The organism is Candidatus Pelagibacter sp., from assembly GCF_052049775.1.
In the GTDB taxonomy this organism is placed as follows: Bacteria; Pseudomonadota; Alphaproteobacteria; order Pelagibacterales; family Pelagibacteraceae; genus Pelagibacter.
In genome coordinates this window covers 24,918-40,191 of sequence record NZ_JBNGZH010000029.1, presented here as the reverse complement: position 1 = coordinate 40,191, position 15,274 = coordinate 24,918, and the positions used below count along the sequence as shown (strand labels likewise).

At 30.5% G+C, this 15,274-nt stretch carries 16 protein-coding genes and 1 riboswitch; of the genes, 13 read left to right on the top strand and 3 right to left on the bottom strand.

What is annotated here, in order from left to right; genetic code table 11:
- The first annotated feature begins 16 nt into the window (after positions 1 to 16).
- Genes ACTT83_RS04455 through ACTT83_RS04445 form a run of 3 tightly spaced genes read left to right on the top strand, consistent with a single transcriptional unit; the run spans position 17 to position 2,431 of the window.
- Positions 17 to 499, top strand: a complete 483-nt coding sequence (locus ACTT83_RS04455; RefSeq protein WP_440918920.1) for a TRAP transporter small permease — start codon at positions 17 to 19, stop codon at positions 497 to 499.
- Positions 500 to 1,810 (top strand): TRAP transporter large permease, encoded by a 1,311-nt coding sequence (locus ACTT83_RS04450; RefSeq protein WP_440918919.1) that lies wholly within the window; start codon positions 500 to 502, stop codon positions 1,808 to 1,810.
- A 12-nt stretch (positions 1,811 to 1,822) separates the two neighbouring features.
- Complete coding sequence (locus tag ACTT83_RS04445; protein WP_440918918.1) at positions 1,823 to 2,431, top strand: hypothetical protein; 609 nt, start codon at positions 1,823 to 1,825, stop codon at positions 2,429 to 2,431.
- A 6-nt stretch (positions 2,432 to 2,437) separates the two neighbouring features.
- Here the strand turns inward: ACTT83_RS04445 and ACTT83_RS04440 are convergent, their stop codons facing one another.
- Positions 2,438 to 2,923: a tetratricopeptide repeat protein gene (locus ACTT83_RS04440; RefSeq protein ID WP_440918917.1), complete on the bottom strand. Its 486-nt coding sequence runs from the start codon at positions 2,921 to 2,923 to the stop codon at positions 2,438 to 2,440.
- Between the two features lies 1 nt (position 2,924).
- Positions 2,925 to 3,698 carry a 5-oxoprolinase subunit PxpA gene (locus tag ACTT83_RS04435; RefSeq protein ID WP_440918954.1) on the bottom strand — a complete coding sequence of 258 codons (774 nt, stop codon included), beginning with the start codon at positions 3,696 to 3,698 and terminating at the stop codon, positions 2,925 to 2,927.
- Positions 3,699 to 3,725: 27 nt separating this feature from the next.
- Here ACTT83_RS04435 and ACTT83_RS04430 point away from each other — a divergent pair, with 27 nt between their 5' ends.
- From ACTT83_RS04430 to ACTT83_RS04385, 10 genes are all read left to right on the top strand, one after another.
- Entirely contained in the window at positions 3,726 to 4,400 is a 675-nt protein-coding gene (locus tag ACTT83_RS04430) for a 5-oxoprolinase subunit B family protein (RefSeq protein WP_440918916.1), read from the top strand.
- Positions 4,393 to 5,337 carry a biotin-dependent carboxyltransferase family protein gene (locus tag ACTT83_RS04425; RefSeq protein ID WP_440918915.1) on the top strand — a complete coding sequence of 315 codons (945 nt, stop codon included), beginning with the start codon at positions 4,393 to 4,395 and terminating at the stop codon, positions 5,335 to 5,337. Before ACTT83_RS04430 ends, ACTT83_RS04425 begins: the two co-directional genes overlap by 8 nt.
- Positions 5,337 to 6,215 (top strand): DMT family transporter, encoded by an 879-nt coding sequence (locus ACTT83_RS04420; protein WP_440918914.1) that lies wholly within the window; start codon positions 5,337 to 5,339, stop codon positions 6,213 to 6,215. Before ACTT83_RS04425 ends, ACTT83_RS04420 begins: the two co-directional genes overlap by 1 nt.
- 22 nt (positions 6,216 to 6,237) lie before the next feature.
- A riboswitch (glycine riboswitch) is annotated at positions 6,238 to 6,328 on the top strand.
- A 77-nt stretch (positions 6,329 to 6,405) separates the two neighbouring features.
- Positions 6,406 to 7,512 carry a glycine cleavage system aminomethyltransferase GcvT gene (gcvT, locus tag ACTT83_RS04415; RefSeq protein ID WP_440918913.1) on the top strand — a complete coding sequence of 369 codons (1,107 nt, stop codon included), beginning with the start codon at positions 6,406 to 6,408 and terminating at the stop codon, positions 7,510 to 7,512.
- Positions 7,509 to 7,889, top strand: coding sequence for a glycine cleavage system protein GcvH (gene gcvH / locus ACTT83_RS04410; RefSeq protein ID WP_440918912.1), 381 nt, complete (start codon positions 7,509 to 7,511; stop codon positions 7,887 to 7,889). Before gcvT ends, gcvH begins: the two co-directional genes overlap by 4 nt.
- Positions 7,889 to 10,759, top strand: a complete 2,871-nt coding sequence (gene gcvP, locus ACTT83_RS04405) for an aminomethyl-transferring glycine dehydrogenase (RefSeq protein WP_440918911.1) — start codon at positions 7,889 to 7,891, stop codon at positions 10,757 to 10,759. The genes gcvH and gcvP overlap by 1 nt, the downstream gene beginning before the upstream one ends.
- Positions 10,760 to 10,765: 6 nt before the next feature.
- Positions 10,766 to 12,004 (top strand): NAD(P)/FAD-dependent oxidoreductase, encoded by a 1,239-nt coding sequence (locus ACTT83_RS04400; RefSeq protein ID WP_440918910.1) that lies wholly within the window; start codon positions 10,766 to 10,768, stop codon positions 12,002 to 12,004.
- Positions 11,997 to 12,755 carry a DUF1365 domain-containing protein gene (locus ACTT83_RS04395; RefSeq protein ID WP_440918909.1) on the top strand — a complete coding sequence of 253 codons (759 nt, stop codon included), beginning with the start codon at positions 11,997 to 11,999 and terminating at the stop codon, positions 12,753 to 12,755. Before ACTT83_RS04400 ends, ACTT83_RS04395 begins: the two co-directional genes overlap by 8 nt.
- Entirely contained in the window at positions 12,755 to 13,933 is a 1,179-nt protein-coding gene (locus ACTT83_RS04390; protein WP_440918908.1) for a class I SAM-dependent methyltransferase, read from the top strand. The genes ACTT83_RS04395 and ACTT83_RS04390 overlap by 1 nt, the downstream gene beginning before the upstream one ends.
- Positions 13,934 to 13,946: 13 nt before the next feature.
- A complete protein-coding gene (locus ACTT83_RS04385; RefSeq protein WP_440918907.1) occupies positions 13,947 to 14,495 on the top strand; it encodes a DUF3833 domain-containing protein in 549 nt (182 codons plus the stop codon).
- Here the strand turns inward: ACTT83_RS04385 and ACTT83_RS04380 are convergent.
- Positions 14,492 to 15,253 (bottom strand): SDR family NAD(P)-dependent oxidoreductase, encoded by a 762-nt coding sequence (locus tag ACTT83_RS04380; RefSeq protein ID WP_440918906.1) that lies wholly within the window; start codon positions 15,251 to 15,253, stop codon positions 14,492 to 14,494. The genes ACTT83_RS04385 and ACTT83_RS04380 overlap by 4 nt on opposite strands.
- Between the last annotated feature and the right edge of the window lie 21 nt (positions 15,254 to 15,274).

Genomic DNA, 15,274 nt, shown 5'->3' with positions numbered 1-15,274 from the left:
GTGGCCTTAAATTGTTATGTTAAAATCACTAGATAGAAATTTAAATAAACTCTATAAATTTTCAGGTTATGTCGCTGCTTTTTTCTTAATTTTAGTAGCAGTTTTTATTCTTATTGGTATCTCGTCGAGAATATTTGGTTTTTATATAAGAGGTCTTGCTGAGTATTCAGGTTATTGTATGGCTGCTGCATCTTTTTTTGCATTAGCGTACACATTTGTAGAAGGAGGGCATATTCGGATTACACTTTTTTTAGAAAAATTATCAGGCACAAAGAAAAAATTTATTGAAACCTGGTGTTTAAGTATTGCAAGCTTTTTTTCAGGATACCTAGCTTTTTACTTCGTTAAAATGTTAATTATATCCTATAAATTTCAAGAACGAAGTGAAGGAGCAGATGAAATTTTGATTTGGATTCCCCAAACAAGTGTAGCTATTGGATCAACAATTTTTTTTATAAGCGTTTTTCATCAATTTATTTTAACCATCAAAAAAGATTAAATGACCGAGATACTTTTAACAATTTTCTTTATCAGTGTTTTGCTATTTTTTTTAGGATCCGGAATTTGGGTTGCGTTAAGTATGATTGGTGTATCGGCTATTGGCATGATGTTATTTACCTCAAGACCAGTCGGTGATGCGATGGCTACAACAATATGGGGCACATCATCCTCTTGGACACTAACCGCATTACCACTATTCGTCTGGATGGGTGAGATTTTATTTAGGACAAAGCTTTCTGAAAATTTATTCAAAGGATTATCTCCTTGGATGCAAAAATTACCGGGAGGTTTAATCCATGTTAATGTTGTCGGATGTGCATTATTTGCAGCAATTTCAGGCTCTTCGGCAGCAACTGTTGCAACAGTCGGCAAGATGTCTATTCCCGAATTAAGAAAAAGAAATTATCCAGAAAAAATCTTACTAGGTAGTTTAGCGGGTTCAGGAACACTAGGTTTGCTGATACCACCGTCAATCATATTGATTATCTATGGCGTTGCTGTCCAAGAGTCTATAGCAAAATTATTTATTGCCGGGATTATTCCTGGGATAATGATTGCACTAATATTCATGTCTTATGTGATTATTTGGTCTTTAATAAATAAAAAATCTATGCCAAAAATTATTGAGGAGTACTCATTTTTTGAAAAAATAAAAAGATCAAAACAACTTTTGCCGGTAATAATTTTAATATTAGCTGTTATTGGATCGATATACACAGGAATTGCAACAGCTACCGAAGCAGCTTCATTAGGGGTAGTTGGAGCATTAATATTATCTTATTTTCAAAAAAGTTTAACATTAAACACTTTTAAATCCTCTTTACTTGGAGCAACTAAAACCTCTTGTATGATCGCTTTTATTTTAGCAGGTTCAACATTTTTATCTTTAGCAATGGGGTTTACTGGATTGCCAAGAAATCTAGCTCTCTGGATCCAAAATATGGAATTATCTCCATATGTTTTGATATTTGTCTTAATGATCTTTTATATAATTTTAGGAATGTTTCTTGATGGTATTTCAGCAGTTGTTTTAACAATGGCAATCATTGAGCCCATGATTAGACAAGCAGGTTTTGATATGATTTGGTTTGGTATTTTTTTAGTCATTGTTGTTGAGATGGCACAAATCACCCCGCCTGTTGGTTTTAATTTATTTGTACTTCAAGGCATGGCAAAAAAAGATATGGGGTACATTGCAAGGAGTGCTTTCCCATTATTCTTGTTAATGGTCTTGGCAGTTATATTAGTTGTGATCTTTCCAGAAATAGCTTTATGGATGCCAGAGCAAATGATTAAAAATATTAATTAAAATTTTAAAGAAATGCAAAAAAAAGATTTAGAAAAACAATATAACATGAGGATATCTCCAAATGAATATGAAGAAATCAAAAGTCTTGGACACAATCATCTAAAAGTAAAATTAGATGAAATTTGGAAAAATAGAATTGAACCTAGTGAGCCTTATAAGATGGAATTATATAAGATTCACAAGGAAATCGTTAATAGTAAAGTTTTGTCATACAATAAGAAAGAAAAAGCACTAAATGTTTTATTTGCGTATGAGCCCTGGAGTTGGAGAGTTGTAGGAATTTCAAAAAATGCTATTCAACATTTTAAAAATAATAGATTTAGATACCTTAAGGGTACTCAAAGAGATCATTATTTTCAGAATAGAAATGTAACAATGGGTAGAATGATAGAAAACCTAATGCCTTTTGAAAAATGGTGGCAATGGTACTGGGAAAACGACAGAACGATCATTGTTACAAAAAAAGAACACTCTCAAAAGTCATATAACTTTAATAATGATATAATCAAAGTTGATCCTAAATTAGGATACTTTCCATCAGATAAAACAGTAAACTTTTCCTTCGCATATAAATTTGAGGGTAAGTTTTTAGAAAAATTAAGTGAGAGTTTTAATATTTGAAAATACCTAATATTTCGATTTCTCACCTGCTATAACAGCTTTTAGTTGATCATATTCTTCACAATTACAACCCTCTAAAACTCCGAGCCTTTCAACCGCAAGATTATGTCTGTTAGTTGCAACATACAATTCACCAAGATACTCATTGATACCTTTGTGTTTTGGATCAATAGCTAAACCTTGAAGATAATATTTTTCACCATTCTCAAAATCACCAAGCTTTCTAGTTGTGAAACCTAAGTAGTTAAGAGTATCAGCTTTACCAGGTTTTTTTTCATTTGATTTGATTAAAAGCTTTTGTGCCTTTGCATAACTTTTTTGCGCTTTTTCTACTTTTCCTTTTTTTTCGTATTTTTTAGCACTTTTAATATGCACTACCGCTTTATCATAGTTTGTTTTTGTTGAACTTGATCCGCTAGAAGACGAACCAGCTGCAAAAACATTTGTTGTGATAAAGAAGGCAATAGATAAAGATAAGACAATTTTTTTCATATTAAATAAATTTTTTCATTTTGTTTAAAGTTTTTAATTCTAAACCATTCTCAACCAAGTTATCTCTTATCGACTTAGCCGTTGCTAATGAGCTTAGATTGTCACCATGTATACAAACAGAGTCGATTTCACAAGGTATTTGCTTCCCGCTGTGACAATTAAGCGACTGAGTTTGAACCATCTTTAATACATGTTTTTTTGCTAGCTCAGGGTCAGTTATTAATGCATGAGATTTCTTTCTCGATACAAGATTGCCATCATCCTCATAATTTCTGTCAGCAAATATTTCACAAGCGAACTTCATATCTAATTTCTTTGCAGCTTCTTGCATTTTTGATCCAGTAGGTACGAGATATATTATGTCTTTATTAATATCCTTAATAGTTTTGGCTAAAATTGTAGCTAACTCAATATCCTCACATGCCATATTATTTAAGGCCCCATGAGGTTTTACATGAGTTACACTTTCTCCATGAGAAGAAGCTATTTTTTGAAGAATTTCGTATTGATCAATTATAAGTTTTTTTATTTCACTTTCAGAAAGATTCATTCTTTCTCTACCAAAATTTTCTGGATCGTTAAAAGAAGGATGGGCACCAATACTCACTCCATTTTTTTTCGAAATTTTTACTACTTGATTCATGGTTTGCTCATCTCCAGCGTGATAGCCACAAGCAACATTGGCTGAATTTACGATTTCTAATAAATCTGGATCATACTTATTTGAGTGATGTTTTGATTTTTCACCTAAATCACAATTTATATTAATTTCCATACTCATAATTTGTAAGTATAACATGGCATGATTAAAAATATATCAAATCTTGGTGACGCAGCTTTGTATTGTGATTTCGGGTCTGAGGTAAACAAAGAAATAAATAGTAAAGTAATACGATATTTTAAAAGTATTCAAAAAGAAAATATTGATGGGATCAATAACTTAACTCCCTCATATAATAAATTAATTATTTCATTCGATCTACGAAAAAAAAATTTTCAAATGATCAAAAAATTAATCGAAAATTTAAATATTACTAATGATGATGAATTAGAGACAAATAGAATTAAGATACCTGTTTGTTGTGATGAAAATTTTTCATTAGATATAAAAAGATTAGAGGAAAAATTACAAATAACTCGTGATAAAATCTATGAGAAATTTTTTGGTAAGGAATTTTTTTGTTATATGACTGGTTTTATTGCAGGTATGCCTTTTCTTGGTGATCTGGAAAATGAGTTGCAGGCAAAACGTTTGGAAACACCGAGAGTAAAAGTGCCTAAGGGCTCAGTTGGATTAACAGAACAATTTGCAAATGTTTATACATTTGAAAGTCCTGGTGGGTGGAATATCATTGGAAATACACCACAAGTTATTTTTGATAGCACTAATGAGAATAATCCAAATTTAATTAATCCAGGTGATGTAGTTACTTTTGAGCAAATTACTAAAGAACAATATTACAATAACAATGAATAAAAATTATTTTGAAATAAAAAGAGCTGGAATTAACACAACATTTCAAGATCAGGGTAGAGGAAATCTCTATCATATTGGTATTCCATTTAGTGGAGCAATGGATAATAGAAATTTTCAAATTTCTAATAAACTTGTTGGTAATGAAGTAAATTTTCCAATAATTGAATTTGCTTATCAAGGTCCTTTGTTAAAGTATTTTGGTGAAAATATTAATTTTGCAATCACGGGGGATGTAAAATTTATAATTAGAAAAAAAAAAAATACTATCGAAGGAAAATGTTATCAATCTTTCGCTTTAGAAAATGGTGATGAATTAGATATTATAAGCACTAATAAATCTGTTTATGGATATTTAGCAGTAAGTGGTGAATTTGATGTTAATTATCAATGGTCAAGTTGCTCTGTTAATACAAAAGCAAATATTGGTGCAAATAATGGAAAAAAAATAGAAGATGGACAAAAGATTTATATTTTAAATATCAATAAAAATTTAAGTGATAAAAAATTAAATTACATTAATACAAAAATTGAAAATATCAGAGTTATCCAAGGAACAAATTTTGACTATTTTTCTGACGAAGGAAAAAAGATTTTTTTTGAGAAAGAATTTGTAATATCAAAATTATCAGATCGTATGGGTATGAGGCTAGAGGGACCAAAAATAGAAAATATTGTTGATACCAATATTAAATCAGAAGGTTTATTAAAAGGTGTTATTCAAGTACCAGCAGATGGAAATCCAATAATTATGCTTTCAGATCATGGCACTATTGGAGGTTATCCTAAAATAGGAGTTGTTATCAGTGCAGATTATGACAAGTTGGTTCAATTAACCCCAGGTTCAAAGATTAAATTTAAAAAAGTCGAATTAGCTGATGCAGAAACATTATTTAAATTATATGACTTAGAGACGCAAAATTTAATTTCACAAATTTAATGACTTTTATAAGAAACTTATCTGGACCATTATTAATTTTTTTAGGTGCATTAAGTTTAAGTTTTGGTGGATTAATTGTAAAATCTTTTGAGGGAGCTACATTATGGCAAATTCTATTTTGGCGATCTTTATTTTTTTCTTTAACAGTTCTAGCTTTCTTAATTTTAAGTTATAGAGGAAAAACAATTGAGTCATTTTATAAATCTGGATTACCAGGATTTTTTGGTGGAATTATTTTATCTTTTGGTTTTTGTGGATATGTGTTTGCTATGTACAACACCACTGTTGCTAATACTAATTTTATCATTTCACTTCAAATACTATTTCTTGCAATATTTGGGTATTTTTTCCTTAAGGAAAAAATAAATTTAATTACTTTGTTTTCAATCTGTCTGGCGATGACAGGTGTTTTATTAATGGTTGGCAATTCATTATCTCCTGGAGAATTATCTGGAAACCTTGCAGCTTTTACAATGCCAATTACTTTTGCAGTTTTAATAATGATTGTGAGAAAATTTCCCTCTGTGGATATGGTGCCAGCCCAGTTCGTTGCTGGTGTGAGTTCATGTCTAATTGGTTTTTTGCTTTCCACTAAAATCATGATTTCTCCTCATGATATCTTTTTAGGTTTTCTCGCAGGTTTTTTTCAAGTTGGTTTTGGTTTTATATTTATAACTATCGGTGCAAGAACAACACCGTCTGCAATGGTTGGAATCATAATGTTATCCGAATCTGTCCTAGGACCGATATGGGCATTCCTTTTCGTAAGTGAAAGACCCTCTTTATTTGGATTAATTGGTGGCGCAATTATACTTTCTGCGGTTTTATTACAATTTTACTCGCTTTTAAGTAAACAAAAAAAAATTGTTTCTGATTGACTTTTTTCCACACATGTAAGAATATCCTGACACGGGAGAGACTACAGATTATCGTAGCGCCGAAGGAGCAACCACCCAGGAATCTCTCAGGCAAAAAGGACCGTAACATATTAACTCTGGAAAGAGATTTAATTCTCGCCGAAGGAGCAAAACTCTCAGGCAAATATACAGATGGGTACAAAGAGTTAATATGGAAACAAAAAAAACATCGCTGTACCAATTACATCAAGATTGTAATGCAAAATTTGTTGAATTTGCAGGCTATCAAATGCCGATACAATATTCGGAAGGTATTGTAGAAGAACACAAATTCACACGAAATCACTCAGGTATCTTTGATGTTTCCCATATGGGTCAGCTATTTATTTATGGTGGTGAAGACTTAATCAAAGATTTAGAAAAAATTTTTCCTTTAGATCTTAAAAATTTGAAATTAAATCATTCAAAATACAGCTTCTTAATGGACAAAGATGCTGGGATACATGATGATTTAATTATCACAAAAACAAAAGAAGGTTTTTTGATAATCCTCAATGCAGCATGTAAAGATAATGACTTTAAAATTTTAAAAGAATTTCTTGGGGATAAGTACAAAATGGTTATGGATGAAAATAGATCTCTAATTGCCATTCAGGGTCCTAAATCATCAGAAATTCTTAATAATGTAATTAATGGTGTGAAAGATCTAAATTTTATGTCTGGAAACTGGTTTACATTTGAAAATCAGAAAGTTTATATTACGCGATCTGGTTACACAGGCGAAGATGGTTTTGAAATATCAATTGTAAATGATTTTGTAGACCAATTAACTAGAGAATTAATCAACAAAGGATCTAAATTGATAGGTCTTGGAGCAAGAGATACATTAAGATTGGAAGCAGGTTTATGTCTTTATGGTCATGATCTTGATAAAGACAAAACTCCAGTGGAAGCAAATTTAAAGTGGGCTATTTCAAAAGAAAGAATCTCTAAGGGAGATTTTATTGGCTCTGACATAATTATTAAACAATTAAATGATGGTGTCAGTAAAATAAGAGTTGGAATTAAACCTGAAGGCAGAATTATTGCTAGAGAAAAAACAAAAATATTTAATCAATCAGATGTTCATATTGGAGAAATCACAAGTGGTACATTTGGACCAAGTGTCAATGGACCTGTTGCAATGGGTTATGTGGAAAATGAATTTTCAAAAAAAAATACTAAAGTATTTTTAGAAGTCAGAGGTAAAAAACATCCTGCAAGTATTTGCAGCTTACCATTTTATAAAAAAAGTTATGTCAAAGGGGTAAACAAATGAGTGAAGTAAAATATTCAAAAGAACACGAGTGGATTAAATTAGATGGAGATGTTGCAACAATTGGTATCACAAAACATGCTACAGAGATGTTAGGTGATATAGTTTTTGCAGAACTTCCAGAAAAAGGTTCTAGCGTAGAGAAAGATGGTACAGCTGGTGTTGTAGAGTCAACGAAAGCTGCTAGCGATGTATATACCCCTGTAAGCGGTGAAGTAGTTGATACCAATCAAGCTATAGTAGATGATCCATCAAAGATTAATCAAGACCCGGAGGACTCAGCGTGGTTTTTTAAACTAAAAATAAAAGATCCATCAGAAATGAATACTTTAATGAATAAAGACGATTACGATAAATTTGCAAAGGAGACTTCAGCATAATGTTACCAAATTCAGAAAAAGATTTTTTAAGAAGACATATTGGTCCTTCAAAAGAAGACCAATCAAAAATGTTAAAAGAATTAAATTATAAGTCACTAGATGACTTGATTGAGAATACTGTTCCAGAAAAAATAAAGTTTAAAGGTGAACTTAATATTGGTGATTCAAATTCAGAGTATGAGGCATTAAGAAAGTTACGAGCAATTTCGAAGAAAAATCAAGTCTACTCAAATTTTATTGGTATGGGTTATTATGGAACCTATACACCCTATGTAATTTTGAGAAATATATTAGAAAATCCAGGTTGGTACACTTCCTATACACCTTATCAGCCTGAGGTAGCTCAAGGAAGACTTGAGATGTTATTAAACTTTCAACAAATGATTGTTGACTTTACAGGAATGGATATTGCCAATGCATCTTTATTAGATGAAGGCACAGCAGCAGCAGAAGCCATGGGTTTAAGTCACAGATTAAATAAAAAAGATAGTAATTTAGTTTTTGTTTCTGAAGATTGTCACCCTCAAACAATAAATGTAATTCAAACAAGAGCTGAACCTATGGGTTTAAAGGTTTTAGTCGGTAAAGAAGATGAAGTTTTAGATAAACTAAAAGAGGATTTAGTTTGTGGAATTTTACAATATCCAGGAACTTTAGGAGATATTAAAGACCCAAGTGAAGCAATTAGCAAAATTCACAAAAAAAATGGGAAAGCGGTATTAGCTTGTGATCTGTTGGCTTTAGCAAAATTAAAAACACCAAGAGAACTTGGTGCCGACATTGCAGTTGGAAGCTCTCAAAGATTTGGTATTCCAATGGGATATGGAGGTCCACATGCAGCTTTTTTTGCAACAAAAGACGAATTTAAAAGATCAATGCCTGGAAGGATTGTCGGTGTATCAGTTGATAGACATGGTAATAAAGCTTACAGATTATCATTACAAACAAGAGAGCAACATATCAGAAGAGATAAGGCGACGAGTAATATTTGTACTGCCCAAGCTTTATTAGCAATTGTGTCAGCAGCGTATGCTATTTATCATGGCCCGGATGGAATTAAAAATATTTCGGAAAGAGTGTCTCAATTAGCAAAAAGTTTTGCTGATAAAATAAAACAATCTGGATACGAGCTTTATTCGAATAATTTTTTTGACACTGTAACGATTATTACCAAAGAAAAGACTGATCAAATTTATAAGAATGCTCTGAATCAGAGAGTTAATATTCGAAAAGTAAATTCTGAAATGCTTGCTGTTTCATTTGATGAGAGAAAAAATGTATATAGAGTAAATCAATTATTAAAAATTTTTAATGCAGCAGAATCAATTAAAAAAGAAGATCCATCAGTAAGTTTACCTAATCTTCCAAAAAATTTATTAAGAACTTCAAAATATTTAGAACATCCAGTTTTTAACTCATATCATTCCGAAACTGAAATGCTTAGATATTTAAAAAGATTAGAAGATAAAGATATAGCATTGAATAGAACTATGATTGCACTTGGTTCTTGTACAATGAAATTAAATGCTGCTGCCGAAATGATCCCAATATCATGGAAAGAATTTGCAGAACCTCATCCGTTTGTCCCAATTGAACAAATGGAAGGTTTTAGAGATTTATTCACTGATCTAAAAAATTGGTTGCGTTCTATAACTGGTTTTTCAGGTGTTTCTTTGCAACCTAATGCAGGTGCTCAAGGTGAGTATGCGGGCTTAATGGTTATTAGAAAGTATCATTTAGATAGAGGTGAGGCTAATCGTAATATATGTTTAATTCCAAGTTCAGCACATGGTACTAACCCAGCAAGTGCACAAATGGTTGGAATGAAGGTGGTAGTTGTTAATTGTGATAAAGAGGGAAATGTTGATTTTGATGATTTAAAGAAAAAAGCTGAACAACATTCGGAAAATCTTGGGGCACTAATGGTAACTTATCCATCTACCCATGGAGTATTTGAAGAAAAAATAACTGATATCTGTGAGTTAATTCACAAACATGGTGGACAAGTGTATATGGATGGAGCAAATTTAAACGCCTTAGTTGGAGTTGCAAAGCCTGGAAATTTTGGTCCAGATGTCTGTCATATCAATTTACATAAAACATTTTGTATACCACACGGCGGGGGAGGACCAGGTATGGGACCGATTGCTTGTAAAAGACATTTACAAGTTTATCTACCTAATCATCCAGTGATTAAAGATTGTGGACCAACATCTGGCATTGGAGCAGTCTCGGCAGCTCCTTGGGGTAGTTCAAGTATTCTTTCAATTTCTTGGATGTACATTAAAATGATGGGATCAGCAGGGTTAAAGCTTGCTACTGAAGTAGCAATATTAAATGCAAATTATATTGCTCATAGACTTAAAGATCACTTTCCAATTCTGTATAAAGGATCAAATGGAAATGTTGCTCATGAATGTATTATTGATATTAGAAATATTAAATCAGAGACAGGAGTAACCGAAGAAGATATTGCAAAAAGATTAATAGATTATGGGTTTCATGCACCAACTATGTCATGGCCAGTAGCTGGTACAATGATGATAGAGCCAACTGAAAGTGAGGGTTTGTCAGAACTCGATAGATTTTGTGATACTTTAATTAAGATTAAAGAAGAAATTGAAAAAATTAAATCAGGTGAATTTGATAAAATAGACAATCCAATAAAAAATGCTCCTCACACGGACAGCGAACTAGCTTCTGATGATTGGACGCATAAATATTCAAGAGCAGAAGCTGCTTATCCAGCAAAATTTTTAAGAGCTAATAAATTTTGGCCTCCAGTTGCAAGAGTAGATAATGTTTATGGTGACAAGAATATATTCTGTACTTGTCCAAGCATAGATGAATTTAAAGAAGATGCAGCTTAATAATTAATGAAGATTGCTGTTGTCGGCTCAGGCATATCAGGATTAAGCGCTGCATATTACTTATCAAAAAAACATCATGTAGATCTTTTCGAGAAAGAAGATCGTTTCGGTGGTCACTCTCATACTATTGATTTATCGTTTGGTACAAAAAAAGTTCCAGTTGATATAGGTTTTATTGTATTTAATTACGCAACTTACCCAAATTTAATTAATTTTTTTGAGGAGAATAATATTGCAATTGAAAAAAGCGATATGTCTTTTTCTGTATCAGTCGAAAAATCTTCATTTGAATATTGCGGTCGAGGATTAAATGGAATTTTTTCAAATAAGACCAATCTGTTTAATATAAGATTCCTCAAAATGTTTTTTGATATAATAAAGTTTTACAAAAAATGTGATAATATGAAAAAAATTGATCAAGAGACTACACTTGGTGATTATTTGAGAAAGGAAAATCTTTCAAAAGAGTTTATCAACTTTCATTTGATACCAATGGTCTCAGCCATATGGTCAATGCCACCAAGTGCTGCCAGTCAAATGCCGTTAAGATTTTTCTTAAAGTTTTTCCAAAATCATGGCTTGTTTAAATTAAAAAATAGACCTCAGTGGTATACTGTGTCAAATCGAAGTAGAGCTTATGTTCAAAACATTATTTCAAAAATCAGTGGTGAACATTTCAAAAATTATTCAATCAAAAAAATTAAAACAAAAACAACAGGTATAGATTTATATTATGGTGGAGAAAGTGAATATTTTGGATACGACAAAGTTGTTTTAGCAACACATGCAGATGAAGCTTTATCAATAATTGATAATCCAACCGATCAAGAAAAGAATGTTCTTTCAAATTATAAGTATAAGGAAAATATTGCCTATATTCATACCGATGAACAAGCTATGCCAAAAAATAAAAAAGCTTGGTGTTCATGGAATTCATCAATGAAAAAGGATGAAATAGAAAAAAATTCAATTACATATTGGTTAAATTTATTACAAAACCTTAAATGTGATGAAAATATTTTTCTTACCTTAAATCCTTATTTTAAAATTGATGATAAGAAAATTTTAAAAAAAGTAAGATTTACACATCCATATTTTGATCAATCTGCACTAAATTTTCAAAGTCAGCTTACAAATTTACAAAATAAAAGAAATATTCTTTATTGTGGTAGTTATTTTGGTTACGGTTTTCATGAAGATGGAATAAAATCATCTATTGAAATGCTTAAAACCCTTAATGACTAGTTGTATATATAATGGCGCTGTAATTCACAAAAGATTCAAACCAAAGATACATTTTTTTAAGTACAGAGTATTTTCACTTTTAATTGATCTTTCTGAATTAGAAAAATTAGATAAAACGATTAATTTTTTTTCATACAATAAATTTAATTTAATTAGTTTTTTTGATAAAGATCATGGAGATAGAGATGGATCACTCTTAACCGATTGGGTTAAAAAAAATCTTAGACAAAATAATATTAGTAGTGAAAATATTAGAATTAAACTTTTATGTTACCCAAGAATCTTTGGATATGTTTTTAATCCATTAAGTGTTTTTTATGTGTACAATAATAACAATGATTTAATATCCATATTATATGAAGTCAAAAATACTTTTGGTGAGCAACACACTTATGTTTTTAAAGTAAAAAATGACGATTTATTGCAACACAATTGTGAGAAAAAATTTCATGTTTCACCATTCATTGAAATGAATTGTAGTTATTTTTTTAGAATTTTAAAACCTGCAGATAAGATCTCAGTAATCATAGATCAATATCAATTAAACGAAAAAATATTATATGCTTCTCAAGATGGGAAAAGAAAAGATTTTACAACTTCAGAGTTAATTAAATCTTATTTAAAACATCCCCTAATGACGTTTAAAATTATTGCAGCGATACATTTTGAAGCGTTTAAATTATGGACCAAAGGAATAAAGTTTATCCAAAAAAAATTGAAAATAAGAAACAACATATCTTTTGAAAATTAATGTCCTTAAATAGACTTTCAGACAAACTGGTTTTTAACATATTAGCCGGAATAAATGTTGGATTTCTAGAAATTACAAATTATCAAGGAGAAGTTTTTAAATTTGGAAATCCTCAGGATAATTTAAAAGCTAAATTAAAAATTAAAAAACCAAATTTTTCTTTTAATCTTATAAAGGGTGGCAGCATTGGTTTTGCTGAGTCTTACATGAGAGGAGAATTTGAAACTGATAATTTATCCAATCTCATTGAAATAACAGCTCGAAATATCAAAATCATATACAAGTTTTCAGGCTTACTCGATTTTCCAATTATAAATTTTTTAAAAGGGATCTTTATAAAAAATACAAAGAATAGAAGTAAAGAAAATATTGCAAAACATTATGACTTAGGAAACGATTTTTTTTCTTTATGGCTTGATGAAACTTTAACTTACTCAAGCGGAATTTTTAGTGAGACCACTAAAGATCTCTCAGATGCACAAAATAACAAATATCAAAAAATGATAGATTTAATAAAACCAAACCATGGCGACAGGGTTTTAGAAATTGGATGTGGCTGGGGTGGTTTTGCAGAATATTTAGGAAAAAAATATGATGTAAAATTAGATTGTATTACTATTTCAAAAAAACAATTCGAATATGCAAAAAGAAGGATTCATAATTGTGGTTTAAATGAAAAAGTAAATATTGAAATAAAAGATTATAGAGATTTAAAGAATAAATATAATTCAATAGCCTCCATAGAAATGATTGAGGCAGTAGGGCAAAATTATTTGGAAAGTTATTTTAAAACTATTAAGAAAAACCTTTCTACAGATGGTAGGGCAGCCATTCAAGCAATTACAATAGATGATAGTTTATTTGATAGATATAAAACGAAACAAGATTTTATTCAAAAATATATTTTTCCAGGAGGATTTTTGCCAAGCAAAAATAGCTTAAACAAATATGTTTCAGACAATGGTTTAACAATAAAGTCTTACGACTCATATGCTGATCATTATGCAAATACATTAGCTATTTGGAAAAATGAATTTAATAGAAAATGGGATCTCATTAAAAAACTAGGTTTTGATTTAACTTTTAAAAGAATGTGGGAGTTTTACCTATCTTATTGTGAGGCTGGATTTAAATCGAAAAATATTGATCTGATACAATTTTCAATTCAAAATAAATAAATAAAGGGGGCTTGTGAGCAAAATAATAAACTTAAGATCAATTTTATTGATAATCTCTTTATTCTTAATTACAAACTGCTCAAATAATAGCGATATGAAACCAGAAGATTTTAAAGGTAAAGAACCAAGATTAATCATAGAAAATTACTTGTCAGGCAATGTAAAAGCTTGGGGAGTTCTTCAGAATAGATCTGGAAAAGTTACTAGACAATTCTCAGCAGATTTAGATGGCAAGTGGGATGGCAAGCAATTAATTCTTGATGAAAAATTTAATTGGGATGACGGTGAAATACAAACTAGACAATGGCAAATTACTAAAATAGACGACAACAATTATGAGGGAACCGCTGGAGACGTAGTTGGTAAAGCCAGGGGATATTCATATGGTCCCGCATTTAAATTTGAGTATGTTTTATTAGTTCCAGTAAAAGGTAAAGAAATTAAGATTACTTTCGATGATTGGATTTTCAAACAGGATGATCGAGTAGCAATTAATAGAGCTACAATGACTAAATTTGGAATTAAAGTTGCTGAATTGACTGTAGTATTTGTAAAAGATTAATTTTTCTTTTGATATTTTGTTAATTTTCCAACTAAACCAAAATAAATCTTACTCGGAAGAAAACTTAAGATTTTCAGTACAACAGTTAATGATTTTGGAAAATGAATTTCAAAAGTTTTTTTATTGACCAAGCCATCATATATTTTTTCAGCCGCATATTCAGTAGTTTTTAAAAAAGGCATTTTAAAATCATTTTTATCTGTCATTGGAGTTTTGATAAAACCTGGAGATACTAAGCACACTCTAACATTTGATCGACCAAAGTCAAAATATAGACTTTCTGCTAAATTATTTAGAGCAGATTTTGAAGGTCCATATCCGGTTGAATTGGGTAAACCTCTATAACCAGCAATTGAGGAAACAATAGTAATTGTTCCACTTTTCTTTTTTTTAAAATATTCTTCAACTGCTTTAATAGCATTCAATGTCCCAAAAAAATTAATTTTAAAAACTTCCTCAATTTGTTCAACATCAATATCTCTTTCTTTTTTTGGATTCCATGTGCCAGTAGAAAAAAAACAAATATCTATATTTTCAAATTTATTCTTAATTTTTTCAAAAACCTCTTTACATTTTGATTTATCAGTCACATCTAATGGAAATGGACTTATATTTTCATGATTGTCTGCAATCTCATTAAGAAGATTCTCACGTCTGGCTGAAATAGCAACATTCCACCCTTCATTAGCAAATTTTATTGCAAGAGCTTTGCCGATTCCAGTACTCCCACCCGTTATCCAAATTGTTTTTTTATTCATTATCTAAAGATGTATAATACT

Coding starts and splice junctions, on each gene's coding strand:
- ACTT83_RS04455 (WP_440918920.1), top strand. CDS start 17: ATGTTAAAATCACTAGATAGAAATTTAAATAAACTCTATAAATTTTCA.
- ACTT83_RS04450 (WP_440918919.1), top strand. CDS start 500: ATGACCGAGATACTTTTAACAATTTTCTTTATCAGTGTTTTGCTATTT.
- ACTT83_RS04445 (WP_440918918.1), top strand. CDS start 1,823: ATGCAAAAAAAAGATTTAGAAAAACAATATAACATGAGGATATCTCCA.
- ACTT83_RS04440 (WP_440918917.1), bottom strand. CDS start 2,923: ATGAAAAAAATTGTCTTATCTTTATCTATTGCCTTCTTTATCACAACA.
- ACTT83_RS04435 (WP_440918954.1), bottom strand. CDS start 3,698: ATGGAAATTAATATAAATTGTGATTTAGGTGAAAAATCAAAACATCAC.
- ACTT83_RS04430 (WP_440918916.1), top strand. CDS start 3,726: ATGATTAAAAATATATCAAATCTTGGTGACGCAGCTTTGTATTGTGAT.
- ACTT83_RS04425 (WP_440918915.1), top strand. CDS start 4,393: ATGAATAAAAATTATTTTGAAATAAAAAGAGCTGGAATTAACACAACA.
- ACTT83_RS04420 (WP_440918914.1), top strand. CDS start 5,337: ATGACTTTTATAAGAAACTTATCTGGACCATTATTAATTTTTTTAGGT.
- gcvT (WP_440918913.1), top strand. CDS start 6,406: ATGGAAACAAAAAAAACATCGCTGTACCAATTACATCAAGATTGTAAT.
- gcvH (WP_440918912.1), top strand. CDS start 7,509: ATGAGTGAAGTAAAATATTCAAAAGAACACGAGTGGATTAAATTAGAT.
- gcvP (WP_440918911.1), top strand. CDS start 7,889: ATGTTACCAAATTCAGAAAAAGATTTTTTAAGAAGACATATTGGTCCT.
- ACTT83_RS04400 (WP_440918910.1), top strand. CDS start 10,766: ATGAAGATTGCTGTTGTCGGCTCAGGCATATCAGGATTAAGCGCTGCA.
- ACTT83_RS04395 (WP_440918909.1), top strand. CDS start 11,997: ATGACTAGTTGTATATATAATGGCGCTGTAATTCACAAAAGATTCAAA.
- ACTT83_RS04390 (WP_440918908.1), top strand. CDS start 12,755: ATGTCCTTAAATAGACTTTCAGACAAACTGGTTTTTAACATATTAGCC.
- ACTT83_RS04380 (WP_440918906.1), bottom strand. CDS start 15,253: ATGAATAAAAAAACAATTTGGATAACGGGTGGGAGTACTGGAATCGGC.